Raw genomic sequence first — 24475 nt, forward strand, 5'->3', positions numbered from 1 at the left:
ATGGTCACCTCCCGGCGTGTGAAACGCGCGGCCATCCTGCTGATGGGGCTGTTGCCTTGGGCGGTGATGGCCCTGGAGGAACCGCACGATCTGAAACTTCTGGGCCACTCCACCCTTGAAAACTCTTCCCTGGTGTTGGACGAAGCCGACTGGCGCTGGTTGCGCGAGCGCCGCACACTCACGATGGGGGTGTCGGCGCCCGACTACGCGCCCTTTGACCTGAGTAACAACCAGGAGCTTGAAGGCATCACGGCCGATTTTGCGGCACTGGTTGCCCAGGCGCTGAATATCACCATCGACGTGAAGCGCTACGACACCCGCGATGAGGTGATCGACGCGCTCAAGGCGGGCGCAGTGGATTTCGTGGGGTCGGCCAACGGGTTCGAGGCGGCCGACCCGGAGTTGGTGCTGTCCCGATCCTACGCCAACGACCAACCCGCACTGGTGACGCGTGCGGGAGAAAACCAGGCGCTGAAGGCTGACCTTTCAGGCAAGCGCCTGGCGATGCTCTACCACTATATGCAGCCTGAGGCCGTCCAGGCCTTTTACCCCGATGCGCAATTGCTCTTGTTTGCCTCGACCTTCGAAGCGCTTGGTGCCGTTGCGTTCGGCCAGGCGGATGTGTACCTGGGTGACGCCATCAGCACCCGCTATCTGATCAACAAGAACTACCTTAATAATGTGCGTATGGCGGATTTTTCCGCATTGGAGGTCAACCCTTTCGGGTTTGCATTCGCCAAGGACAATACCCGCCTGTTGGGCATCATCAACACCGCGCTGGCTGCCGTTACGGCCAGCGAGCAAATGGAAATCCTGCGCCGTTGGAGTGCCGGTGGCAGCGGATTCCTGGAGGCGGAGCAACTGCGCTTGAGCGCAAGTGAACAGCGCTGGCTGGAGAAGCATCCGCGGGTGAAAGTGGCGGTGCTCGACAAGTTCGTGCCGTTGTCTTTTTTCAACGAACAAGCGCAATTCGAAGGGTTGAGCGCCGAGGTGCTGTCGCGCATCAGTTTGCGCACAGGTTTGAAGTTTGATGTGGAGCGGGGCAGTTCGCTGCCTCGGCAAATTGAACAGGCCAGTGCGGGTCGCGTGGACATGCTGGCGGTCGTCACGCCGAGTGTCGAACGGTCTGAAAAGATCCGTTTTACCCGACCTTATCTGTCCAGTCCCTATGTCTTGGTGGTGCGCACCGCCGACGAGCATCTGGTTACCCTGGAGGATATGACCGGCAAGCGCCTGGCGGTTCTTCGCGGCAACAGCCTGGCCGCGCAAATCAACCGGGACTATCCAGGCATCGGGTTTGTCGAGGTGGAGAACCCCGAGCAGGCCATGGAATTGGTGGTCAACGGCAGTGTCGATGCGACTGCGGTTTCACTGATGAGCGCGCGCTACATGATCGCCCGCAATTACCGCAAGCGGCTACGCATCACCAGCACTATCGGGAGCGAGCCTGCGCGCGTGACCTTTGGGGTCAACCGCAGCCAACTGGAGCTGTACTCGATCCTCGACAAGGCGTTGTTGAGCATTACGCCAGAAGAAATGGACGAGCTGACCAACCATTGGCGCAGCGAGATCATCATCGAAGACAACTACTGGACACGTCACCGCAACATCATCCTCCAGGGGTTTGGCTTGGCTGCGCTGCTGCTGCTGGTCACGCTGGGATGGGTGTTCTACCTGCGCAGCCTGATTCGCAAGCGCGCCCAGGCCGAGCGTGCGTTGAGCGACCAGATGCGGTTCATGAGTGTGTTGATCGACGGCACGCCGCACCCGATCTATGTGCGCGATCGCCTGGGCCGCCTGATGGCCTGCAATAACGCCTACCTGGATGTGTTCGGCTTCAAGTTGGAAGACGTCATCGGTAAGACCGTGGTGGAAACCGACACGGGTAACGCGCCCCAGGCCCAGTCGTTCCATGCCGATTATTTGCGTTTGATGGAGTTGGGCGAGCCGCAGGTTCATGACCGTGTGCTCAAGGTGCCCGGCGGCGAGGTGTTGACCATCTACCAATGGATGCTCCCGTACCGTGACAGCAATGGCAGTGTCGTGGGCATGATCGCCGGCTGGGTGGATGTCAGCGAGCGCCAGCGCTTGCTGGGGCAGTTGCAGGTGGCCAAGGAGGAGGCCGACACCGCAAACCGTGCCAAGACCACTTTCCTGGCGACCATGAGCCATGAGATTCGCACGCCCATGAATGCGGTGATCGGCATGATCGAACTGGCCCTGAAGAACGCCGAGCAGGGCGTGGCTGACCGCGATGCGTTGGAGGTTGCGTCGGTGGCGTCCCGGAGCATGCTGGAGTTGATCGGCGATATTCTCGACATTGCGCGAATCGAATCCGGCCACCTGTCCCTGAGCCTGGAGCCGGCCAATCTGTACGAACTGCTGGCCTCAGTGGCGCGGGTGTTCGAGGGGCTGGCGCAGGACAAGGGCCTGGTGCTGCAGGTGGAGCTCGACCCGTTGATCGACCGGCCGGTGCTGGTTGACCCGCTGCGCTTCAAGCAGGTGGTGTCCAATGTCTTGGGTAACGCGATCAAGTTCACCGCCTTCGGCCAGGTGCGCCTGGGCGCCCAGGGTGCACCGGTGTTGGCCGACGACCAGTTGCACCTGCGGTTGTGGGTGGAGGACACGGGTATTGGCATCAGTGCGGAAGATCAGCAGCGTTTGTTCAACCCCTTTATCCAGGGCAGCAACAACGAACAGCCGGCGCGAAGCGGATCGGGCCTGGGGTTGGTGATCAGTCGTAACCTGTGCGAGATGATGGGCGGTCAATTGCACTTGAGCAGTGTGCTGGGCAAGGGCACGCGGGTGGATGTGACGTTGACGCTGGCCCTGACCACGGCCGTGCCTGCCAATGTAACGGTCCCCCACGTTCCGCCAGCGCGCGGGTTGAATATCCTGGTGGTGGATGACTACCCGGCCAACCGCTTGTTGCTGGCGCGACAGCTGAGTTTCCTGGGGCATCGCATCACCTTGGCCGAGGACGGCGCCCAAGGATTGTCACTGTGGCAGGCCGGGCATTTTGACGGCGTGATCACCGATTGCAATATGCCCTTCAAGGACGGTTATGCGTTGGCGCGTGATATTCGCGCACAGGAACGCCAGCGTGGGCTGGCGCCGTGCCTGATCCTCGGGTTCACCGCCAATGCCTTGTCGCAGGAAGCCGAACGCTGCCGGCAAGCAGGCATGGACGGTTGCCTGTTCAAGCCGACCGGGCTTGAGGACTTGCGCATGGCCCTGGCATCACGGACCGCTGGCGCGCTAACGGATGAAGTGGAAGTGGCGTTTGATTTAGGTTCACTGATCATGCTGACGCAGGGTGATAAGGATGCTCTCAACGAGCTGCTGACGCCGTTGCTCAAGAGCCTCGAGGAAGACCGTGCGCTGTTGCCGTCCCTGAAATCGCCGGCTGATTTCGCCAAGCTCCATGACTTGGCTCACCGCGTTAAAGGGGGCGCGCGCATGGTCAAGGCTCAGGTGTTGATCACGTGCTGCGAGACATTGGAAAGCGTGTGTGAGCGGCATGACAGCGATGCATCGGACGCTGCGGTAGAGGCGGTAGCTTCGGCCATCGAACAGTTGCATCACAGCCTGGGCCGGTATGGCAATCAGGCTTGACTGCGGGAGTTGGCCATTCGGTTGATTTGGGAGAACTCCTACGCGAAGGGGGAACATGCCTGATTTTGTCTTCGGGATATGTCTGGAAAATGGGCCTCGCTCACTGACGAGCGCTGCCTGCCCAGGGGTTTGCCATGCCGAACAAAGCACTGACCATCCTGATTGCCGATGAACAGCACCTGCAACGGTTGTACATCGAAAAAATGCTCAATCAGTTGGGGTACCACCGGATCGTGCCGGTACAAACCTTCGAGGAAGTCCAGATACTCACGGCTATCCCGGCCGAACCTTTCGACGTGCTGATCATCAATGCGGGGCTGACGGCCCAGGCCTGTGGGCCGCAGCCCCAGGTGCGCCATGTATTGGTCTACGATCACCTGGATGTGGGCGCGCATCCCGGTGTAACGCCGGCGGTGCTGGTGCGGCTGCCCGGCGTGCCGGACAACGTCAATCTCGAACACTTCATGGACATCATCGACCCACCCGAGGCCACGGCCGGCCTGCGGGTATTACCATGGCTGCGCGAGTTATCCCGCACACCGGTGGCCGGGGCTTAGTCCCACTTCGGCGCGATGCCCTTGGGGCTGGTCAAGCGCTGGCCCCGTTCCAGCCCGGCAATGTGCGCCATGTCAGCAGCGCTCAAGGTCAGTTGCAGGGCCTTGAGGTTGCTTTGCAGGTTGGCACGCTTGGTTGAGGACGGGATGACCGCATAGCCCAATTGCATGGCCCAGGCCAAGGTCACTTGCGCCGGGGTGGCCTGATGGCGCTCGGCGATCTGCTGGATCACCGGATCCTTGAGTACTTCACCGTAGGCCAGGGTCATGTATGAGGTGATCTGGATACCGTTGGCGGTGGCGAAATCCACAACCTGCCGGTTTTGCAGATAAGGGTGCAATTCGATCTGGTTGGTGGCGATGTGCTCGGCACCCACGGCTGCGATGGCCTGCTTCATCAGGGCGATGGTGAAGTTGGAAACACCGATCTGGCGTGTCAGGCCCAGGCGTTTGGCTTCCAGCAACTGCTCCATGAATTCGGTGACGGGCACCTGGTCTTCCGGCGATGGCCAGTGGATCAGGGTCAGGTCCAGGTAATCGGTCTCGAGCTTGCGCAGGCTTTCCTTGAGGCTTGGGATCAGTTGGCCTTCAGCAAGGTTGGCAATCCAGATCTTGCTGGTGATAAACAACTCGTCCCGTGGGATGCCGCTGGCGGCGATGGCCCGGCCAACGTCTGCTTCATTTTCGTAGATCTGCGCGGTGTCGATGACACGGTAGCCCAGTTCCAGGCCGGTGCTGACGGAATCGATCACCATCTGGCCTTGCAGGCGAAAGGTGCCGAGGCCGAAGGCAGGGACTTTTGGCGTGAGGGTAGACATCGGTAACTCCAATAGGGCCGTAGGCAATGGCGTTGAGTATCCCCTCGTCGTTGCTTCGGAAACACCGTCGACGCCGAAAAGGACTCTTGCCTGCACGTCACGAATGGCCTGTGTGCCGCAGGTTCTCATGAGGCGCTGTGCCTGCGGCAGCAGCGCCTCGATCCATCAGCCTTAAGCGCGCAGGCGCTCGGCAGCCGCACGCAGCAACTGCTCGGTGGCGGTCCAGCCCAGGCAGCCATCGGTCACCGACACCCCGTATTTCATCGACGGGCTCAATGGCTGGCAGCCTTCGAACAAATGGCTTTCGAGCATCATGCCGATCAGCGAGGTATCGCCCTGCAAGCGTTGCTCCAGCACATCGTTGAACACGGCCGGTTGGCGCAGCGGGTCCTTGTTGCTGTTGGCATGGCTGCAGTCGACCAGGATCCGCGGGGTGACCTTGGACTTGGCCAGGTCGTGTCTTACCCGCGCCACGCTCTGCACATCGTAGTTCGGCCCGTGATGCCCGCCGCGCAGCACCAGGTGGGTGTCGGGGTTGCCCGGGGTCTGGATGATCGCCGGATGGCCTTGGCTGTCGACGCCGAAGTGGCGGTGCGGGTGGGACGCCGAGCGCATGGCGTCACAGGCAATCGCGACGCCGCCATCGGTGCCGTTCTTGAAACCCACGGGCATGCCCAGGCCGCTGGCCATCTCGCGGTGGATCTGCGACTCGGTGGTACGCGCGCCAATCGCCACCCAACTGAGCAGGTCATCGAAGTAACCGGCGGCCATGGGTTGCAGCAACTCGGTGGCGACCGGCAGGCCCAGGCGCAGCATTTCGCGCATCAGCTCGCGGGACAGGGTCAGGCCGGCGGCCATGTCATCGCTGCCATCCAGGCGAGGGTCGTAGGCCAGGCCTTTCCAGCCGATCGTCGTGCGGGGTTTTTCGACGTAGGCGCGGATCACCAGCAGCATCTGGTCGCCGACGTCGAGGGCCAGTTTCTTCAGGTTGCGGGCGTATTCCATGGCCGATTCCGGGTCATGGATCGAGCACGGACCGACAATGACCAGCAAGCGTGAATCTTCGCCATTGAGGATGGCGCGCACGGCTTGGCGGTGGGCGTGGATCTGTTCGTTGAGGAACGGGCTGAGGGGCAACTGGTGCTTGAGCTCAAGCGAGCTGGGCAGGCGCTGGGTCAGGGCTTCATTGGCGCTGTTCAAGGCAGAGAGGGGCAGAGCGGCGACGGAGGAGTTCATATTCAAGGTTTCCTGGGCAAGCGGCGGGCTATTCCCGCGCGCTCGGCCTACTGGGGTGTTCGACAATTCGCCGTATCGGCGATGTGTGTTGGTTTGCCACCGATAGGTGACCGATCGGAGGCGGCAGGCTGTCCCGAGCGGAGCTGGCTAAATCGCCAGGCAGTGCAGAGGTCGTAGCGGTAATAGGTGGCGTAGTTCATGTCGTGATTCCCTTAAGTGTTCTTGATCAAGTTGAAAGGTTTATGGAGGCCTGAAAAAACAAAACCCCCGGTCGGGGAGCCGACCGGGGGTTAGATTTCTCTGGTAGGCGACCCCTTGGTAAGTGGGCGCCGATTTCAGGTATCAGGCGCGCCAGTGGCTAAACCAATACCCAAAATAAAAGCTGACCAGTGCGCTCGAACCGTTCACGCGGGTAGCCGACACCGAGCGCTGGGCGCTGGCAGCAGGGCAAACCTGAGTGTGGGTGAGTTGCAACATGGTGTGTCTCCAAATCTATGGGGGGAGCTTACTCGAGGCACGCAGGCAGATTCAATCAGTAATTTCTATTGCGGTGGGGGACTTACGACTATGGGGGGAGTGCCGATATGCTGTTTGCTCTTTGATACTGATTGCTTGGACGCGACCATGACTGCCTTCACCCTTGCTGTTGCTCAATCCATTTCCATCGCGGGCGATGTCCCGGCCAATATTGAACGGCACCTCGCATTTATGCGCACGGCGGCGGAACAGGGTGTGCAATTACTGGTGTTCCCCGAGTTGTCGTTGACGGGGTATGAGCCGTCGCTGGCCGCTGAATTGGCGATCGCACCAGAGGACAAGGTGCTGGCCCCCCTGCGCGAGATGGCGTGTGAGCTGCGACTGACGGCGGTGGTGGGAATGCCGATCCGACTGACGCCAGAGGCGGGCGTGCTGATCGGTGCGTTGGTGCTGGGAGCGGATGGCTCCCTGGCGGTCTACACCAAGCAGCATCTGCATGCCGGCGAAGAGTCTGTGTTTGTCCCAGGGCAGGGCGGTGCGGTCCTTGAGCGAGGGAATGAGCGGATTGCGCTGGCGGTGTGCGCAGATTTTTCCCAGGCCAGCCATCCCCGTGCCGCGGCGCGAGCGGGCGCCACGGTGTATGCCGCCGGGGTGTTGATCAGTGAGGGGGGCTATGCCACGGACAGTGCGCTGCTCCAAGGCTATGCCGCTGAACATGGCCTGCTGGTGTTGATGGCCAATCATGGCGGCCCGTCGGGTGGCTGGGCCTGCGCCGGTCGCAGTGCGATCTGGGCCGCCAATGGCCGTTTGCTTGCTGCTGTACCTGGCATGGGGGATGCGTTGCTGATTGCCCGTCGCGATGGCGGGGGTTGGGTCAGCCACGTGACGGCTCTCTAATGGCTTTTCACCTGCGCGCTGCAACGGACCAGGACCTGCCCTTTGCGCGGAAGTTGACCCACGAGGCCATGGCCCGCTACTACGTGCAGTACGGGTTGTGGTGGTCCAACGAAGGCTTTGATACGGCCTGGGCCGGTCGGGAAAACTGGCTGATTTGCCGGGACGACAGGGTCTTGGGTTTTATCAGCCTGAGCCGCGACAGCCGGGCCCTCTATATTCGCGAGTTGCATCTGCTCGAGGCGTATCGCGGGTTGGGCGCGGGTGGCTGGGTGTTGGAGCAGATGGCGCTCAAGGCGCAAACGTTGGGACTGTTGCGTTTGACCGTATTCAAGACCAACCCGGCCAGGAGGCTCTATCAGCGCATGGGGCTCAGCATCGTAGGTGAAGAAGACTACTTCTGGCGTATGGAGCGTGTTTGTCGCTCAAGCTAAAGCGTGCAACCACTCCTTATAAGCGCATACTGGCCTCAGGCGCCGATTTCCTGATCGTTGTTCAGGTCTCCCGTCTCAGCAAGGATGATCCCTTCTTTCATGCCCAAAAGGACCGCTACCTTGTGGGCTTCCCCACGCCGTCCCTTTTTGCGCCCAGCGAGCACTTGATAGGTGGTTGCCGGATCTACGCCATGTTCACGGGCGAACGCTTGAACTGACTTTCCTTGATGTTCCAGCCAGGCCTTGGCTTGTGCAGCGGTACGGATTCCGGGCATAGTTCAAAACCGTTCAAGTTTGTTTAATGAAGAGATGAATGTGTCACCTCTTGGGGTGTGCCAAATAGGATCATACATCCAAATGAGTGGAATCGGTTCGCGTTTACGGCAAGAAAGGGAGCGACTTGGCCTGTCGCAAAAAATGTTTGGTGAAATCGGAGGCGTTGAAGCCAACGCACAAGGTAAATATGAAAGTGGAGGGCGTGCGCCTAAAGCGGATTACCTGTCTCGTGTCGCCGAAAGAGGCGTGGATGTGCTTTACGTGTTGACCGGCGCAGCCACGCCGATTCAATTGGAAAATCTGAGCCAGATCGAAGAGAAAGTCCTCGGGGATTATCGCGCGATGCTCAAGGAAGACCAGGCTGCGATCCGGCGCCTGACCTCGACGTTGGCCGAGCACTCGATTGCGATGAATGGAAAACCCAAGCCCCAGCCCCAGGATTCCTGACCCTTCGCCCAGCAAATTGAGCCATCCGCCGCCCGGCGGATGGCTGTCGCTCAATCAATCTCTCTCTATATGACGCGTGCTATTAGGTCTGTGCCTTGGTTTTTTGCTAAGGTGTTCAGCAACCTATAAGACCATTTCGCGAGGTGTCTGCTTGATTAGGGTGCTAGTAGTCGATGACCATGATCTCGTTCGTACAGGCATTACACGAATGCTGGCTGACATCGATGGCCTGCAAGTAGTCGGTCAGGCCGAGTCAGGCGAGGAATCCCTGATCAAGGCCCGGGAGTTGAAACCCGATGTGGTGTTGATGGACGTCAAGATGCCTGGCATCGGCGGTCTTGGCGCGACGACCAAATTGCTGCGCAGTCATCCGGACATCAAGGTCGTGGTGGTGACTGTGTGCGAGGAAGACCCGTTTCCGACACGTCTGCTGCAGGCTGGCGCTGCCGGCTACCTCACCAAAGGTGCGGGCCTGGCGGAAATGGTCCAGGCCATTCGCCTGGTGTTTGCCGGCCAGCGCTATATCAGCCCGCAGATCGCCCAGCAATTGGCTATCAAGTCCTTCCAGCCCACCAGCGACTCGCCGTTTGATGCGCTGTCGGAGCGGGAAATCCAGATTGCCCTGATGATCGTCGGTTGCCAGAAGGTACAGACGATCTCCGACAAGCTGTGCCTGTCGCCCAAGACCGTCAACACCTACCGATATCGCATCTTCGAGAAGCTCGCCATCAGCAGTGATGTTGAATTGACCCTGCTCGCGGTGCGCCACGGCATGGTGGACGCCAGCGCCTGACATGACCACACCGTTTGATCCGAGTGCCTTTCTCTCAACCTGCAGTGGCCGCCCGGGCGTGTACCGCATGTTCGACAGCGAGGCACGCCTGCTGTATGTCGGTAAGGCCAAAAACCTGAAGAGTCGTCTGGCGAGCTACTTTCGCAAGACCGGTCTCGCGCCGAAAACCGCCGCCCTGGTGGCCCGTATCGCCCAGGTCGAAACCACCATCACCGCCAACGAAACCGAAGCGCTGCTGCTTGAGCAGACGCTGATCAAGGAATGGCGACCGCCCTACAACATTCTGCTGCGTGACGATAAATCCTATCCCTATGTGTTTTTATCCGACGGCAACTTCCCGCGCTTGAGCATTCACCGTGGGGCGAAGAAAGCGAAGGGCAAGTACTTCGGGCCTTATCCCAGCGCCGGGGCCATTCGTGAAAGCCTGAGCCTGCTGCAAAAAACCTTTTTTGTGCGCCAGTGCGAAGACAGCTTCTATAAGAACCGCACCCGGCCCTGTCTCCAGTACCAGATCAAGCGCTGCAAGGCGCCCTGTGTGGGGTTGGTTGAGCCGGCCGAATACGCCGAGGATGTACGCCATTCGGTGATGTTCCTCGAAGGGCGCAGCAATGCCCTCACCGATGAGCTTTCCACCGCCATGGAGCAGGCGGCCAGCACCCTGGATTTCGAACGGGCCGCCGAGCTGCGCGATCAGATTTCGCTGCTGCGCCGTGTCCAGGACCAGCAAAGCATGGAAGGCGGTACCGGCGACGTCGACGTGATCGCGGCCTTCGTCAATCCGGGCGGTGCCTGTGTGCACCTGATCAGCGTGCGCGGTGGGCGAGTGCTGGGCAGCAAGAACTTTTTTCCGCAGACCGGTATTGATGAGGAGGTCGCCGAAGTCATGGCCGCTTTCCTGGGCCAATACTACGTGAGCAGCCCCGAGCGCGACCTGCCGTCGGAGTTGATCGTCAATGTGGTGCACGAAGACTTCCCCGCGTTGATCGAAGCCATCCACGAACTGCGCGGCCGCGAGCTGGACATCAGCCACCGCGTGCGTGGCACCCGCGCACGCTGGCAGCAACTGGCGGTGACCAACGCCGAGCAAGCCCTGAGCGCGCGCCTGGCCAACCGACAGCACGTCGCCGCACGCTTTGACGCCCTGGCTGAGGTCCTTAACCTGGAGGAGCCGCCCCAGCGCCTGGAGTGCTACGACATCAGCCACTCCAGTGGCGAGGCCACGGTGGCGTCCTGCGTGGTGTTCGGGCCGGAAGGGCCGATCAAGTCCGATTACCGGCGCTATAACATCGAAGGCGTCACCGCCGGCGATGACTACGCCGCCATGCACCAGGCCCTCACGCGCCGCTTCAGTAAGTTGAAGGACGGCGAGGGCAAGCTGCCGGATATCCTCCTGGTTGACGGCGGCAAGGGCCAGCTGTCCATGGCCCGCGACGTGCTCAATGAGCTGGCGGTGCCTGACCTGATCCTGTTGGGCGTGGCCAAGGGCACGACGCGCAAGGCGGGTTTCGAGACGTTGTACTTGAATGATGCCGCCCATGAGTTCACTTTGAAGGGCGACTCACCCGCGTTGCATTTGATCCAGCAGATTCGCGACGAAGCCCACCGTTTTGCCATTACCGGCCACCGCGCCCGCCGTGGCAAAACCCGGCGAACCTCAACCCTGGAAGGGGTGGCAGGGGTAGGCCCGACGCGGCGTCGCGACTTGCTTAAACATTTTGGTGGCTTGCAGGAGCTGTCCCGTGCCAGCATTGACGAGATAGCCAAAGCACCCGGTATCAGTAAAAAGCTCGCTGAGCTGATTTATGCGAATCTGCATAGCGAATAGAATGCCTTTCCACCTCGTAGCCAGTTGTGCCGATGAATATCCCTAATCTGATCACCGTTCTACGCGTCCTGCTCATCCCTATTTTCATTTTGTTGTTCTATTTGCCGTACGAATGGAGTTATCTGGCTTCCAGTTCAGTGTTTGCCTTTGCCGCCGCCACCGACTGGCTCGACGGCTACCTGGCGCGCCGCCTGGAACAAAGCACGCCTTTCGGCGCGTTCCTCGACCCCGTGGCCGACAAGCTCATGGTGGCCGTCGCTTTGGTCCTGCTGGTGCAGGAACACGGCAACCTGTGGCTGACCCTGCCGGCAGCGGTCATCATCGGCCGCGAGATCGTCGTCTCGGCCCTGCGCGAATGGATGGCCGAAATCGGCGCCCGCGCCCACGTGGCCGTGTCCAACATGGGCAAATGGAAAACCGCCGCGCAAATGCTCGCGCTGGTCATTCTGCTGGCCAACCCGTCGGACTTCTCGTTCTGGGTCCTCACGGGTTATGCGTTGCTGCTGATCGCCGCGGGCCTGACCCTGTGGTCGATGCTCCAATATCTGCGCGCCGCCTGGCCGCATCTGCGCACCACCGTTGAAAAGAAATAAAACTTTTTTGAATCAAGGGGTTGACGGGTGCTGAGGATTCTATAGAATGCGCATCACCAAGCGGGAATAGCTCAGTTGGTAGAGCACGACCTTGCCAAGGTCGGGGTCGCGAGTTCGAGTCTCGTTTCCCGCTCCAAGCATTCACAAAAACGCCACTCAGTAGAGTGGCGTTTTTGTTTGCGCGTGATTTGTATCTGGCATTGATTTAAGAGGCTTCGGCCTCTTTTTTCGTTGTGGCGGCAAGCATGAAAATACACGGCCACCCAGAGTGACTTTGCTGGATTTAATGAGCCGGGCCGAACAGCGCAAGGCGTTAACGACTGGTGCCAGGAACACTCGCTCGGCGGTTTGCGGATTGACCGGGGCACGGGCGTTGAGCATCCGGTCGACGGGCGCGACACTCCGACCGGCCTGCTCGGCGACGGTCGCTATGGTGAGGCGTGTGCGCCTGTTCATAGCGAGCCTCAGGAGTGCCTTGATAGAGAACTATCAAGCTCTATAGCGGCCGGATGATAGCTTGATAGGGAATTGGTGCAAGGGATTGAGTGCAATTTCCCGGCCCCCTATATTTTCTCCTGCGATGTGATTCCACATCCAGGCAAGCGCCTGAAACTATCAAGCTTGCGGAGAATAAGAACATGTCCGAACCAAGTCTGGCTTTTGCACATGTCATCCAGCCTTTAGCCAGTGACTACCGATTGACCGGTCCCTTTTTTATTGCGCTCTAATTGTTTTGATAATGTACAAACACCAACAATAAAAAATAGGAATTTTAAATATGTATATCAAGTCTCGCGTGCTGGCTTCTGCGATGTTTCTTCTGATGAGTACCTCTGTGCTGGCTGAGCTCAGGATCGGTGTAAGTATGCCGACATTTGATGATACTTATCTTACGGCCTTGCGAAATTATTTAAGCAGTCGGGCCGAAAAGGAAGGGGTGGATCTACAGTTTGAAGATGCACGGAATGACGTGGTCAAACAATTAAACCAGGTTCAGAGCTTCATTAGCCAGAAAGTCGATGCCGTCATAGTCAATCCGGTGGATACCGGTGCCACGGACGCTATTACTGAGTCGGCCGTCAAAGCAGGAATTCCTTTGATTTACCTTAACCGGAGACCCGATAAACCTCAGCTGCCTGACGGCGTAGTAACAGTGACCTCTGATGACAAGGAGTCAGGGAGAATGCAAGCGCAATTCTTGGCTGAGAAGCTGGAGGGCAAAGGTCGAGTGGCCATTTTGTTGGGGGACTTGGCCAATAATGCGACGCACAGTCGTACGACGGGTTTCAAGGAGGTTCTGGCCAAGTATCCGAATATCAATATAGTTGAGGAACAGAGTGGCTCCTGGCTCCGTGAAAAAGGTATGGATATTACAAATAATTGGTTGGTGGCCGGTAAAAAAATTGACGCGATTTTATCAAATAACGATGAAATGGCGATTGGGGCGGCGATGGCACTACGTCAATCAGGCGTAAAGGAAGTTCTTGTTGGAGGGGTTGACGGTACTTCCGACGGGTTGGCCGCGATTCAACGAGGCCTCATGACGGTATCCGTGTTCCAGGATGCTAGAGGTCAATCAGAAGGTGCTCTGGAGGCTGCCATAAAAATGATTGATAAAAAAGCAGTTGAACAGAGTTTGTTTATTCCTTATCGCCTCATCACACCCGAAAACGTTGCGGAGTTCCAACGGTTGACGAATAACTAAAATTGTCCATCTGCCGGATAGAGTTTCGAACGTCTTGGAGTGCAAGTTTTCGGCATCGCGCAGGATGTTCAGCGTGAGCTCCTGCGTGTTGCCGATGTACTTGTGGCTTGCCAGCGGCACACTGTCTATGAGTAATGTAAACGCCAGCTTCGCGCTACAACACGGTCAGGCCTAACCCTGATAGCAGCATCGCCGCCTGGCTTTTGGAGATAATCGCGCCCTTGAACATCTTCGCATCGACAAGGCGTAGTCCATCCAGACTCGCCTCCCGCAAATCAGCCTGGTCGAAACGAGCATTATTGACCCGAGCCAGCGACAAGCTTCCCCCCTCAAGAAAGACGGCATGACGAAAGTCGCAGTAACTCAGATCGGCGTCGGCAAAGTCGAGGCCTCGCAGCTGCGATTTGTAGAATGAAAGGCCGGACAGGCAGGCGCTGCGCAGCACGCAGTCGGAAAAACTTAAACCCAGGGTTGAGGTGTCAATGAAATTGGCGCCCGTCAGCTTGCAGCCGTCAAAGGATGCGTGAGCCAGCTTGCTGTGCTGCCACTGGGTATTGTTCAGGTCGGAGCTGACGAACTTGGCATCGACCAATGTTGCCGAGCGAAACATCGCGTGTGCTGCTCGGCAACTCAACCACTCGGCGCTATCGAGCTTCGCCGCGGTCAGATTGCTGCCTGCAAAAAGGCAGCGCTCGAAGCGTGCGCCTTGCAGATTGACCCGCGACAGATCCTGACCGCTGAAGTCGACACCGGTGAACCAGAGGGGCAAGGACTGCCCCTGGATCAACTCCGCTAGAGAAGCTGCATCAAGTTCGCCGGGACCGATCTTCAGATAATTGCTTTCAGAGTGCATTGACCCTCCTGGGGGGCGATAAGTGGCTGGGCTCAATCATTGCGATTTTCGGCACCATCAGCACGCCATCCACCGCCCAGACTTTTGAACAAGTTGGTCAGTGCAATCTGCCGTTCGGTGCTGACCTGAATCAGCGTGGATTGATCGCTGAAGGCACTGCGCTGGGCATCCAGGTAGCGCAGATGGGTATCCATTCCTCCTTCATAGCGGGCCTTGGCCAGTTTCAGCGCCTCTTGGCTGGAATCGGCCAGTGCCTGGCGGGCGACTTCCTCGCGGCGCAGCGTGTCGGTGGCGGCGAGGCTGTCGGCGACCTCGCGGAAAGCGTTCTGGATAGTGCCTTCGTAGTTGGCCACTGCCGAATCCTTGCGCACCTTGGCCAGGTCCAGACCGGCGCGGTTACGCCCGCCGGCGAAGATCGGCAGTGACAGGCTCGGGGCAAAGGTCCAGGCATTCGAGCCGCCGTCGAACAGGCCGGACAACTCCTTGCTGGAACTACCAAACGAGCCGGTCAGTGACAGGCGCGGGAAGAACGCCGCCCTGGCGGCACCGATATCGGCATTGCGCGCCCTGAGTTGGTGTTCGCTGGCGAGGATATCCGGGCGCCGTTCGATCAGCGTCGACGAGGTGCCGGGTTCAATGTCCTGCACCACCAACAGCTCATCCTGCGGTCTGGCGGGCAGGTAACTCGCTGCATCCTGGGTCCCGATCAACAGTTGCAGGGCATGCCCGGCCTGGCGCAGCTCTCGATCGGTGCTCTCCAGTTCGGCCCGGGCCTGTTCGGTCAGCCCCAGGGCCTCTTGATAATCCAGTGCAGTGGCGGTACCGGCCTTGCGTCGCTGGGTCACCAGTTCCAGCGAGGCCATGCGCGTCTCCAGGGTCTGTCGGGTAAGTGCCAGGCGCCGTTGTGCGCCGTCACGGGTCAAGTAGGCCTGGGCGACTTCGGCCACCAGGGCGATCTGTGTGCCGCGGGTTGCTTCTGCGGTCGCCAGGTACTGTTCCAGCGCCGCGTCGGACAGGTTGCGTACTCGACCGAACAGATCGAGCTCGAACTCGCTCAGCCCAAGGCCGACCTGATAAGTGCTGTTGACCTGCGGGTTGCCTGTGGTGGAAAGGTCACCGGGCAGGCGCTGGCGATTGCCGCTGGCGATCGCGTTGAGCGACGGTACTCGGTCGGCGCGCTGGATCCGGTACTGGGCGCGCGCCGCGTCGATGTCCAGCAGCGCCTGGCGCAGGCTGCGATTGTTATCCAGGGCGGCCGTCACGGCCCGGCGCAGCTGTGGGTCGACGATAAAGGCTTGCCAGTTCAGGGCGTCGGCATCGACGGCGGCGGTGCCGGGTGTTTGCGCCGCGGCGTCGCTCCATCGCACCGCAACCGGTGATTCGGGCCGTTGGTAATCAGGGGCCAGCGAGCAGCCCCCCAGCACGACACTCAGTGTCGCTACGGTGGACCAGCGGAAGTTATTCGACGGCATTGGGTTACTCCGTGGTCCGGGCTGGGGCCTGGGTTTCGTCAGGGGTCGATGGGTGAGGTTGACGCTTGAGCCAAGACAGCACCCAGACGAAGAACACCGGGACAAAAATCACCCCCAGCAAGGTGGCGCTGAGCATGCCGCCAATCACCCCGGTGCCGATGGCCCGCTGGCTGGCAGCGCCGGCTCCGGTGGCCAGCGTCAGAGGAACGACGCCGAGGATAAAGGCCATGGAGGTCATCACGATGGGGCGAAAACGCAGGCGCGCGGCCTGAATAGCCGCCTCGCGTACGGGCACGCCTTGTTCCCACAGTTCTTTGGCGAACTCGACGATCAGGATTGCGTTTTTCGCCGCCAGGCCGATGATGGTGATCAGGCCGACCTTGAAGTAGACGTCGTTGGGCATGCCAGCGGCGGTAACCGCCAACACGGCCCCCAAAGCACCTACCGGTACGATCAGCATCACCGTCAACGGGATGGCCCAGCTCTCATAGAGCGCGACCAGCAACAGAAACACCACCAGGAAGGCCAGGGCAAAGACCGTCAAGGCCTGGCCGCTGGCGACCTTCTCCTGATAGGACAGGCCGGTCCATTCGTAACCTATGCCAGGTGGAAGTTCGGCGGCCAGGCGTTCCAGTTCGGCCATGGCTTCGCCGGTGCTGACCCCGGGCGCCGCATCCCCGGCGATCTTGATGGCCGGGTAGCCGTTGTAGCGGGCGATCTGTACCGCGCCTTCCTCCCAACGGGTAGAAACAAACGCGCTCAGCGGCACCAAGGCGTTGCTGTCGTTGGGGACATACAGCTTGAGCACGCTTTCGGGTGTCATGCGGGCGGCCTGTTCGGCTTGCACCACCACGCGTTGCAGGCGGCCGGCATTCGCGAAGTCATTGATCACCGTGGAGCCGAACGCCGTTGACAGAGCGTTGTTGATCGAATCGAAACTCACCCCTAGCGCTCGGGCCTTCTCCCGATCGATATCCAGGCGCAACTGCGGTGCTTCAGCCAGACCTTCCATCAGCGTGTAGAGAATCTTCGGATTGCCGTTGGCCTTGCCCAGCAACTGGTCACGCGCTGCCAACAGGGCTTCTCGGCCGAGTCCGGCGCGGTCTTGCAGGCGCAGGGCGAAGCCACCGGAAGTGCCCATGCCCTCAATCGGCGGCGGGCTCACGGCCATGACGGTGCCGTCATTCAGGCTGGCAAACCGTTGGTTGAAGGCTGCCGCCTCGTCCGCAGCCGACTGTCCCTTGCCGCGCTCCGACCAATCTTTCAACGTCGGGAAGGCGAGGCCGGCGTTTTCGCCTTGGCCGGAAAAACTGAAACCCAGCAACATGGTCATCGAGGCGGTGGTGTCCCGGGACATCATGTAGCGTTCCAGTTCTCGGGCCGTCTGGTCAGTGCGGTTACGGGTGGCCCCAGGAGGGAGCTGGACATCGATAATCAGGTAGCCCTGGTCCTCCACCGGGACGAAAGACTCGGGCAGGCGCAGGTAGAAAAAGCCCAGTAGGGCGACGATGCCCGCATAGATCAACATGTAGCGCCCGGTCCGTTTGACCAGTTGGGTATTGAGGCGCTCATAGCGCTGCGTGAGGCGGTTGAAACCCCGGTTGAACGCGCCGAAGAAACCGCGTTTTTCGTGATGCCCGGCGGGGACGGGTTTGAGCAGGGTGGCACAGAGCGCCGGGGTGAAGGTGAGGGCCAGGAAACCCGAAAACAAAATGGACACCGCCAGGGACAAGGAGAACTGCTGGTAGATCACGCCTACCGAGCCGGACATGAAGGCCAGCGGCAAGAACACCGCCGACAGGACCAGGGTGATGCCGATGATTGCGCCCGACACCTGGCCCATCGCCTTGACCGTCGCAGCGGCGGGGCTGAGTCCTTCCTCAGCCATGATTCGCTCGACGTTCTCCACCACCACGATGGCGTCGTCCACCAGGATGCCGATGGCCAGCACCATGCCGAACATGGTCATCATGTTCACCGAGAAACCCAGCAAGTACATGAAGGTCAGCGTGCCCAGCAGACAGACCGGCACCACGATGCCAGGAATCAACGTGTAGCGGATGTTCTGCAGAAACAGGAACATCACCAGGAACACCAGGACCATGGCTTCGATCAGGGTGTAGATCACTTTGTCGATGGCTACGTCGACAAAGCGCGAGGTGTCGTAGGGAACGGAGAACTCCGCATCGCTTGGCAGGTTGACCGACAGTTCGTTCAGGCGTTGCTTGACCGCCGCCACCGTTGCAATGGCATTGGCGCCGGGGGCAAGTTGCACTGCGGCGGCAACGGCAGGCTTGCCGTTGAGGCGCGACTCGAAGTTGTAGCTTTGACTGCCCACGGCGATACGTGCCACATCGGCCAAGCGCACAGTCGAGCCGTCCTGTTTGGCGCTCAGGACGATCCGGCCGAATTCCTCCGGATTGTCCAGCGTACCCTTGACCGCCAGGGTCGCGGTCAGCTCCTGTTGCGACGAGCCGGGGGTGCTGCCGAAACTGCCGGCCGGTACCTGGACGTTCTGCGTACGGATTGCCGCATTCACATCGTCGATGGACAGCCCATAACCGATCAACTTCTGCGGATCGATCCAGACCCGCATGGCGGCTTCAGCCGCGAAAAACTGCAGCCGACCGACACCTTTGACGCGACTGATTTCATTGTTGACGTTGCGCGCGGCAAAGTCGGCGAGGGCGACGGTGTCTTTGCCGGCGCTGTCGCCTTTGTAGCTCAGGGTGTAAATCATCAGGAAGCCGGAGCTGGCTTGCTCGACCTGCAGGCCCAGATCGAGCACGGCCTTGGGCAGGCGAGCCTCGGCTTTCTTGATCCGGTTCTGGACATCGACCTGGGCCAGCGGTGGGCTGGTCCCGGGTTCGAAGGTTACGACGATCTCGCCGGTACCGTTGGAGTTGCTGGTGGACTCGTAATAAAGCAGGCCCTTGGCGCCATTGAGTTCTTCCTCGATGACGCTGGTGACCGAATCCACCAAGACTTTCGCCGAGGCGCCCGGGTAGTTGGCGGTAATGGTGATCTGCGGTGGCGCGACGACCGGGTACTGGGCCACCGGAAGCAACGGGATGACCAGCAGACCGGCGAGCATGATGAACAACGCGACGACCCAGGCAAAATTCGGGCGTCGGATAAAGAACTGAGACATGTCGTTTCCTTGAGCGCTACGCCCTTACTGGACCTTGGCCTGCTGGGTAGTCAGCGATTTGGCAATGACTTTGTCGCCAGGATTGATGCCGTTCATTGCGCCGGTGACGATCTGGTCACCCACGACCAGTCCCTTGGTGATCTGCCAGCGGGAGCCCTGCATGGCGCCGGTGTTCACCGGTTTGGCTTCGATTGTCTGGTCCTGGCCGATGACCAGCACTCGTGCCTGACCATCGGCAGAGCGCTGCACGGCGCGTTGCGGTATCAGAATGGCGGCCTTGTCCAGGCCTTGTGGCGCACTGACGCGCACGTACATGCCCGGCAGCAGCGCCGTTCCCGGGTTGGCGAAGCGCCCGCGCAGCGAGATCTGGCCGGTGGCGCGGTCCACGGCGACATCGGAGAACAACAGTTCGCCCTGGCTCTGGTGCTCTGAGCCTTCGACACTCAGGGTCAGCGGGTTTTCAGCGTTGCCGGTAAGGCGCCCCTGTTCGATGGCGGCGCGCATGCGCAATGCATCGGCCGCGGGCTGGGTGAAGTCGACGTAGATCGGGTCCAGTTGCTGGATGCGCGCCATCATGGTCGCGTCGCCTTGACCGACCAATGCACCCTCGGTGACCAGGGCTCGGCCTATGCGCCCGGCGATAGGGGCTTTGACCGTGGAGTAGCCGAGGTTCAGCCTGGCTGTCTCGATATCGGCCTGGGCCGAGCGCTTGGCTGCCAGAGCGCTTTGCAGGGCCGCTTTGGCGGTATCGAAGTCCTGCTGACTTACGGCCTCGATCTTGACCAATGGTTCGTAACGCTTGACGGTCGCCTGGGCCTGGAACAGCGCCGCATCGGTCTTGGCCAGTTCGCCCTGAGCCCGCGAGAGCGCAGCCTTGAACGGCGCCGGGTCGATCTGAAACAGCAGATCGCCGGCTTTGACATCCGCGCCTTCCTCGAAATGCCGAGCCAGCACGATGCCCGCTACCCGTGCGCGCACTTCAGCCACGCGCACCGGCTCTACACGCCCCGGTAGTTGTGCGATCAGGGTCAGTGGTTCGCTGCTGACTGTCATCGCTTCGACTTCACGCGGCCCCCCGGGTCCGCCCCAACCCTGCGGCGGCTTTTCACAACCTGCCAGGCTCAATGCGGCCAATAAAGGGAGTACCGGAACCACTTGCCATCTGCGCGACGTACTCATCTTTCACCTGGGCCACGCCCATTAGCTGCTAAAGATGCGAATGATTGTTTATTTTGTCAAATGAGTCAATATTGACTCATGAGAGGCTTTTGTGAGCAACTTGGCCATAGCACTTGAGAAGATGAGCCATTTCTGCACAATGGCTCGCACGTCATTCTGATAATCGAAGAAACGCCTAATGGATTTATCTGCAGCGAACGAGAAACTGTTGAAGGCCCTGGCCATTGCCATGGTCGATCACCCGGCAGGGACGTTCAAAGACATCGCTGAAGCCGCAGGGGTGAGCAAGGCCACGTTGAATCGCTTCTGTGGCACGCGTAACAACCTCATTGAGATGCTGTTCAATTACGGCTCTACCGTGATCAATCAGGTCATGGATAACGCGAACTTGCAGGAAGCGCCGCCTCTTGAGGCCCTACAGCGCCTGATCGAAAACCATTTGACCCACCGTGAACTTCTGGCCTTCCTGGCCTTCCAGTGGCGGCCTGACTCGCTGGATGAACGCGCAGGCGGCAGCCGCTGGCAGCCTTATTCGGACGCGCTGGACAATTTCTTTCTGCGCGGTCAGCACGAAGGAGTGTTTCGTATCGACATCAGTGCCCAGGTGCTGACGGAGATGTTTGCCTCGATCATTTACGGATTTGTCGACGCAGAACGGCGTGGGCGGGTTGCCCGGGTGGGTATGGCGACGCAGGTTATGCAGTTTTTTCTGCAGGGCGCTACCAGCCGTTGAAGGCTGGGCCTCGGAACCGACGCTACGGTGTCGATGCTCGCGGCGCAGGGGGCTTGCACGTATATGAATAGCGACCGCTGTCTCCATAGGCCGCTATCTGGGTGCAGTTTCAGGTTTTCAAACCGTTCGATTGGGGCTGAGTGTTATCGGTGCATGCGGTGAATGCGGTCAAAGCCAGGCTTTGATCTGAGCGCTGACAGCCTCAGTCGAAATGCCGTAACGATCATGCAGCGTCGGCAAGGCCCCGGCATCCAGAAATGCATCGGGTAATGCAATCTGCCTGAAGGTCGGCGTCACGCCATTGCGCAGTAACACGCCGGCGACTGCCTCGCCCAGTCCACCAATAATGGAGCTGTTTTCTGCGGTGACCACCAGGCGACCTGGTTTGCGGGCTTCAGCCAGAATGGTTTGCTCATCCAGTGGCTTGATCGTCGGCACGTGCAACACGGCGACATCAAGGCCATCCGCTTGCAGCTCTTTAGCAGCCTCCAGTGCGCGCATGGTCATCAAACCGGTGGAGATGATCAGAACATCGTTACCGGTACGCAGGGTCTTGGCTTTGCCGATCTCGAATTTGTAGCCGTACTCGTCCAGTACCAGCGGCACATTTCCGCGTAGCAAGCGCATGTAAACCGGGCCTTGGTGCGCTGCGATGGCGGGCACGGCCTGTTCGATTTCAAGCGCATCGCACGGGTCGACGATCATCAGGTTGGGCATGGCGCGGAAGATCGCCAGGTCATCTGTGGCCTGGTGGCTTGGGCCGTAACCGGTGGTGAGGCCGGGCAAGCCACAGACGATCTTGACGTTGAGGTTCTCTTCAGCAATCGCCATGCAAATGAAGTCATAGGCGCGGCGAGAAGCGAACACGGCGTAGGTGGTGGCGAAAGGCACAAAACCTTCCCGGGCCATACCCGCTGCCGCACTCATCAGCAGTTGCTCGGCCATGCCCATCTGATAGAAACGATCCGGATGCGCCTTGGCGAAAATGTGCAGGTCAGTGTACTTGGACAAGTCGGCGGACAGGCCGACGATATCCGGACGCTGATCTGCAAGCGCGGCCAGCGCATGACCAAAAGGTGCGGACCTGGTGGCCTGACCTTCTGAGGCAATCGAGGCGATCATCGCCGAGGTGGTCAGGCGTTTTTTGACCGGTTCAACCGTGGAAGACGGAGTGTTGGATGCGTTGCTCATTGGTTTTTTCCTTCTTCAAGGTTGCTCAGTGCCAGATCCCATTCGTGTTCTTCCACTCGGATGAAATGGGTTTTTTCACGGGATTCGAGGAAGGGCACGCCTTTGCCCATTTTGGTATCGCAAATGATCACCCGTGGCTGGGTTCCGGGATGGTTGCGCGCGGCGTCGAATGCGGCGACCAGTGCTTCCAGATCATTGCCATCGACGCGCTGGGCGAACCAGCCAAAAGCCTGCCAGCGATCGACGATAGGCTCGAACGAGAGGATTTCACTCGAGTAACCGTCAGCTTGCTGGTTGTTGACGTCGACGATGGCGATCAGGTTGTCGAGCTTCCAGTGCGACGCCGACATCACCGCTTCCCAAGTCGAGCCTTCATTCAGCTCGCCGTCCGACAGCAGGTTGTAGACGAAGGAGGGTGAGCCTTTGCGTTTGAGGCCCAGGCAGGCGCCGACCGCGATCCCCAAACCCTGGCCCAGTGAGCCCCCCGTGATCTCCATCCCCGGGGTGTAGGTGGCCATGCCCGACATCGGCAGGCGGCTGTCGTCCGCGCCGTAGGTTTCCAGTTCATCGAGCGGGATGATGTCGGCTTCGATCAGGGCCGCATACAGTGCAATCGCGTAGTGACCGATCGACAGGTAAAAGCGATCGCGGGCTTCCCATTCCGGGTCTTCGGGTCGATAGTTCAATGCGTGGAAGTAGGACACGGCCAGCAGGTCGGCGGCGCCGAGGGCCTGGCCGACGTAGCCTTGTCCCTGAACCTGCCCCATGCGCAATGCGTGGTGGCGGATGTTGTGGGCACGTTGCGCCAGAGTCGTGGATGTCGCGAATGCAGGATGAGCAGTCATGGTGAAAACTCCAATAAGTCAACGATTGACCAAGGCGGCGGGGATGCGCAGCACCAGCGTGGCACCGAACAGCAGTACGCCGGTGATCAGGTACATGCCGATGGCGCTGGAGCCGGTCTGTGTGGTGATCCAGCCGATCAGGTAAGGCGAGCAGAAGCCGGCGAGGTTGGCGAAGCTGTTGACCGCCGCGATGCCTGCGGCGGCGGACACGCCACCCAGCAGCGTGGTGGGTAGCATCCAGAACAGCGACGTCGCCGACAGAATTCCGGAAGCGGCCAGGCAAAGGCTGAGAATGGAGAGCGTTATATTCCCCCCCATCAGAGCTGCCAGGCTCAGCCCGATAGCACCCGCGATCATCGGTACAATGAGATGCCAGCGGCGCTCACGATGTTTGTCGCCGCTGCGTCCGGCATACAGCATGGCCACAATCGCACAGAGGTAGGGCAGGCTGGTCAGGAAGCCGATGTGCAGCGGATCGGAAACCCCTGCGTTACGCACCAGGGTCGGTAGCCAGAAGGTGATGGCGTACTGACCCATCACCACGCAGAAGTAGATGCCGGCCAGCAACCACAGACGACGATCGCGGATGAACTCGCCTACCGAGGCATGGGTGACTTTCTGCTGGTCGTCCTCGGCCAGTTCGCGACTGATCAGTGCTTTCTCGTCATCATCGAGCCAACTGGCCTGATGCACGCCGTCCTTGAGATAGCTCAGCACCAGCAACCCGACAACGACCGTGGGCACCGCCTCCAGCACGAACATCCATTGCCAGCCAGCCCAGCCATGCACACCGGCGAAGTGGTTCATGATCCAGCCGGAGAGTGGGCCACCCACCATTCCCGACAGCGGAATGGCGATAAACCACAGCACGGTCATGCGCGCCCGACGGTAAGAAGGAAACCAATAGGTCAGGTACAGCAACAGGCCCGGTGCCAGGCCGGCTTCGGCGATGCCGAGCAGAAAACGCAGGGCATAGAATTGCCAGGCAGTTTCGACAAAGGCGAACAGGGCAGAAATGATGCCCCAGGTGATCATGATGCGGGCAATCCAGATACGCGCACCGACCTTGTGGAGAATGATGTTGCTGGGCACTTCACACAGGAAATAGCCGATGAAGAACATGCCCGCGCCCAGTCCGTAGACCGTTTCGCTGAGTGCCAGATCGTTCATCATTTGCAGCTTGGCAAAACCGACATTGACCCGATCAAGATAGGCGCACAGGTAGCACAGCATCAGAAAAGGCATCAACCGCCACGCGGTTTTACGGTAGGCGTTGGAGCGCACGGTCGAAACCGCTTCGAGCGACAAGGTTGTCATGATGGTCTGATCTCTTGTTTTTATTGACCGCCAGGCCATGAGGCCCGGCTGCATCGTCGATCCAGAA

The 24475-nt window shown here is 59.9% G+C and carries 21 protein-coding genes, 1 tRNA gene and 1 pseudogene; 11 read left to right on the top strand and 12 right to left on the bottom strand.

What is annotated here, in order from left to right:
• Both AC07OT_RS24115 and AC07OT_RS24120 read left to right on the top strand, forming a co-directional pair.
• Positions 1-3615 carry a transporter substrate-binding domain-containing protein gene (locus AC07OT_RS24115; RefSeq protein ID WP_495109223.1) on the top strand — a complete coding sequence of 1205 codons (3615 nt, stop codon included), beginning with the start codon at positions 1-3 and terminating at the stop codon, positions 3613-3615.
• 134 nt (positions 3616-3749) lie between these two features.
• The gene (locus tag AC07OT_RS24120; RefSeq protein WP_495102267.1) at positions 3750-4172 is read left to right on the top strand and encodes a chemotaxis protein CheY; all 423 of its coding nucleotides are present in this window, start codon (positions 3750-3752) and stop codon (positions 4170-4172) included.
• Here the strand turns inward: AC07OT_RS24120 and dkgB are convergent.
• From dkgB to AC07OT_RS24135, 3 genes are all read right to left on the bottom strand, one after another.
• Positions 4169-4987, bottom strand: coding sequence for a 2,5-didehydrogluconate reductase DkgB (gene dkgB, locus AC07OT_RS24125; RefSeq protein ID WP_495109224.1), 819 nt, complete (start codon positions 4985-4987; stop codon positions 4169-4171). The genes AC07OT_RS24120 and dkgB overlap by 4 nt on opposite strands.
• 171 nt (positions 4988-5158) lie before the next feature.
• Complete coding sequence (locus AC07OT_RS24130; protein ID WP_495109225.1) at positions 5159-6223, bottom strand: 3-deoxy-7-phosphoheptulonate synthase; 1065 nt, start codon at positions 6221-6223, stop codon at positions 5159-5161.
• Between the two features lie 342 nt (positions 6224-6565).
• Positions 6566-6700 carry a hypothetical protein gene (locus AC07OT_RS24135; RefSeq protein WP_256585361.1) on the bottom strand — a complete coding sequence of 45 codons (135 nt, stop codon included), beginning with the start codon at positions 6698-6700 and terminating at the stop codon, positions 6566-6568.
• Positions 6701-6847: 147 nt separating this feature from the next.
• Between AC07OT_RS24135 and AC07OT_RS24140 the strand changes: the two genes are divergently transcribed.
• On the top strand, positions 6848-7597 hold the full coding sequence (locus AC07OT_RS24140) for a carbon-nitrogen hydrolase family protein (protein ID WP_495109226.1): 750 nt from the start codon (positions 6848-6850) through the stop codon (positions 7595-7597).
• A complete protein-coding gene (locus AC07OT_RS24145) occupies positions 7597-8028 on the top strand; it encodes a GNAT family N-acetyltransferase (protein WP_141157253.1) in 432 nt (143 codons plus the stop codon). Before AC07OT_RS24140 ends, AC07OT_RS24145 begins: the two co-directional genes overlap by 1 nt.
• 35 nt (positions 8029-8063) lie before the next feature.
• Here AC07OT_RS24145 and AC07OT_RS24150 read toward each other — a convergent pair whose 3' ends face one another.
• Positions 8064-8303: a DNA-binding protein gene (locus tag AC07OT_RS24150; protein WP_495102262.1), complete on the bottom strand. Its 240-nt coding sequence runs from the start codon at positions 8301-8303 to the stop codon at positions 8064-8066.
• An 82-nt stretch (positions 8304-8385) separates the two neighbouring features.
• Here AC07OT_RS24150 and AC07OT_RS24155 point away from each other — a divergent pair, with 82 nt between their 5' ends.
• The 5 genes from AC07OT_RS24155 (at position 8386) to AC07OT_RS24175 (ending at position 12098) form a co-directional block, all read left to right on the top strand.
• Positions 8386-8751, top strand: coding sequence for a helix-turn-helix domain-containing protein (locus AC07OT_RS24155; RefSeq protein ID WP_495109227.1), 366 nt, complete (start codon positions 8386-8388; stop codon positions 8749-8751).
• 151 nt (positions 8752-8902) lie between these two features.
• Positions 8903-9544, top strand: coding sequence for a response regulator transcription factor GacA (gacA, locus tag AC07OT_RS24160; RefSeq protein ID WP_003190387.1), 642 nt, complete (start codon positions 8903-8905; stop codon positions 9542-9544).
• Position 9545: 1 nt separating this feature from the next.
• Positions 9546-11369, top strand: coding sequence for an excinuclease ABC subunit UvrC (uvrC, locus tag AC07OT_RS24165; RefSeq protein WP_027603206.1), 1824 nt, complete (start codon positions 9546-9548; stop codon positions 11367-11369).
• A gap of 32 nt (positions 11370-11401) precedes the next feature.
• On the top strand, positions 11402-11962 hold the full coding sequence (gene pgsA, locus AC07OT_RS24170) for a CDP-diacylglycerol--glycerol-3-phosphate 3-phosphatidyltransferase (protein ID WP_027603207.1): 561 nt from the start codon (positions 11402-11404) through the stop codon (positions 11960-11962).
• A gap of 60 nt (positions 11963-12022) precedes the next feature.
• Positions 12023-12098 (top strand) — tRNA-Gly (locus tag AC07OT_RS24175).
• Positions 12099-12286: 188 nt separating this feature from the next.
• Here the strand turns inward: AC07OT_RS24175 and AC07OT_RS24180 are convergent.
• A pseudogene (locus AC07OT_RS24180) lies at positions 12287-12418 on the bottom strand (LacI family transcriptional regulator); the annotation flags it as partial.
• Positions 12419-12740: 322 nt separating this feature from the next.
• Here AC07OT_RS24180 and AC07OT_RS24185 point away from each other — a divergent pair.
• The gene (locus AC07OT_RS24185; RefSeq protein ID WP_495109228.1) at positions 12741-13667 is read left to right on the top strand and encodes a sugar ABC transporter substrate-binding protein; all 927 of its coding nucleotides are present in this window, start codon (positions 12741-12743) and stop codon (positions 13665-13667) included.
• A 154-nt stretch (positions 13668-13821) separates the two neighbouring features.
• On the opposite strand, the gene AC07OT_RS24190 is transcribed toward AC07OT_RS24185, so the two are convergent.
• From AC07OT_RS24190 to AC07OT_RS24205, 4 genes are read right to left on the bottom strand one after another with little or no spacing between them, the layout of a single operon-like run.
• Entirely contained in the window at positions 13822-14520 is a 699-nt protein-coding gene (locus tag AC07OT_RS24190; RefSeq protein ID WP_495109229.1) for a pentapeptide repeat-containing protein, read from the bottom strand.
• 32 nt (positions 14521-14552) lie between these two features.
• Positions 14553-15992: an efflux transporter outer membrane subunit gene (locus AC07OT_RS24195; RefSeq protein ID WP_495101846.1), complete on the bottom strand. Its 1440-nt coding sequence runs from the start codon at positions 15990-15992 to the stop codon at positions 14553-14555.
• Between the two features lie 4 nt (positions 15993-15996).
• Positions 15997-19143: a multidrug efflux RND transporter permease subunit gene (locus AC07OT_RS24200; RefSeq protein ID WP_495101847.1), complete on the bottom strand. Its 3147-nt coding sequence runs from the start codon at positions 19141-19143 to the stop codon at positions 15997-15999.
• A 24-nt stretch (positions 19144-19167) separates the two neighbouring features.
• A complete protein-coding gene (locus AC07OT_RS24205; RefSeq protein ID WP_495101848.1) occupies positions 19168-20322 on the bottom strand; it encodes an efflux RND transporter periplasmic adaptor subunit in 1155 nt (384 codons plus the stop codon).
• 178 nt (positions 20323-20500) lie between these two features.
• Between AC07OT_RS24205 and AC07OT_RS24210 the strand changes: the two genes are divergently transcribed.
• A complete protein-coding gene (locus AC07OT_RS24210; RefSeq protein WP_495109230.1) occupies positions 20501-21055 on the top strand; it encodes a TetR/AcrR family transcriptional regulator in 555 nt (184 codons plus the stop codon).
• Between the two features lie 168 nt (positions 21056-21223).
• On the opposite strand, the gene AC07OT_RS24215 is transcribed toward AC07OT_RS24210, so the two are convergent.
• The 3 genes from AC07OT_RS24215 to AC07OT_RS24225 are packed head-to-tail and all read right to left on the bottom strand — an operon-like array spanning position 21224 to position 24408.
• Positions 21224-22246 (bottom strand): transketolase family protein, encoded by a 1023-nt coding sequence (locus AC07OT_RS24215; RefSeq protein ID WP_495101850.1) that lies wholly within the window; start codon positions 22244-22246, stop codon positions 21224-21226.
• Positions 22243-23091 (bottom strand): transketolase, encoded by an 849-nt coding sequence (locus AC07OT_RS24220; protein WP_495101851.1) that lies wholly within the window; start codon positions 23089-23091, stop codon positions 22243-22245. The genes AC07OT_RS24215 and AC07OT_RS24220 overlap by 4 nt, the downstream gene beginning before the upstream one ends.
• A gap of 18 nt (positions 23092-23109) precedes the next feature.
• Positions 23110-24408, bottom strand: a complete 1299-nt coding sequence (locus tag AC07OT_RS24225) for an MFS transporter (RefSeq protein ID WP_495101852.1) — start codon at positions 24406-24408, stop codon at positions 23110-23112.
• Positions 24409-24475: the final 67 nt, after the last annotated feature.

The organism is Pseudomonas sp. GW821-FHT09C10 (assembly GCF_059418085.1).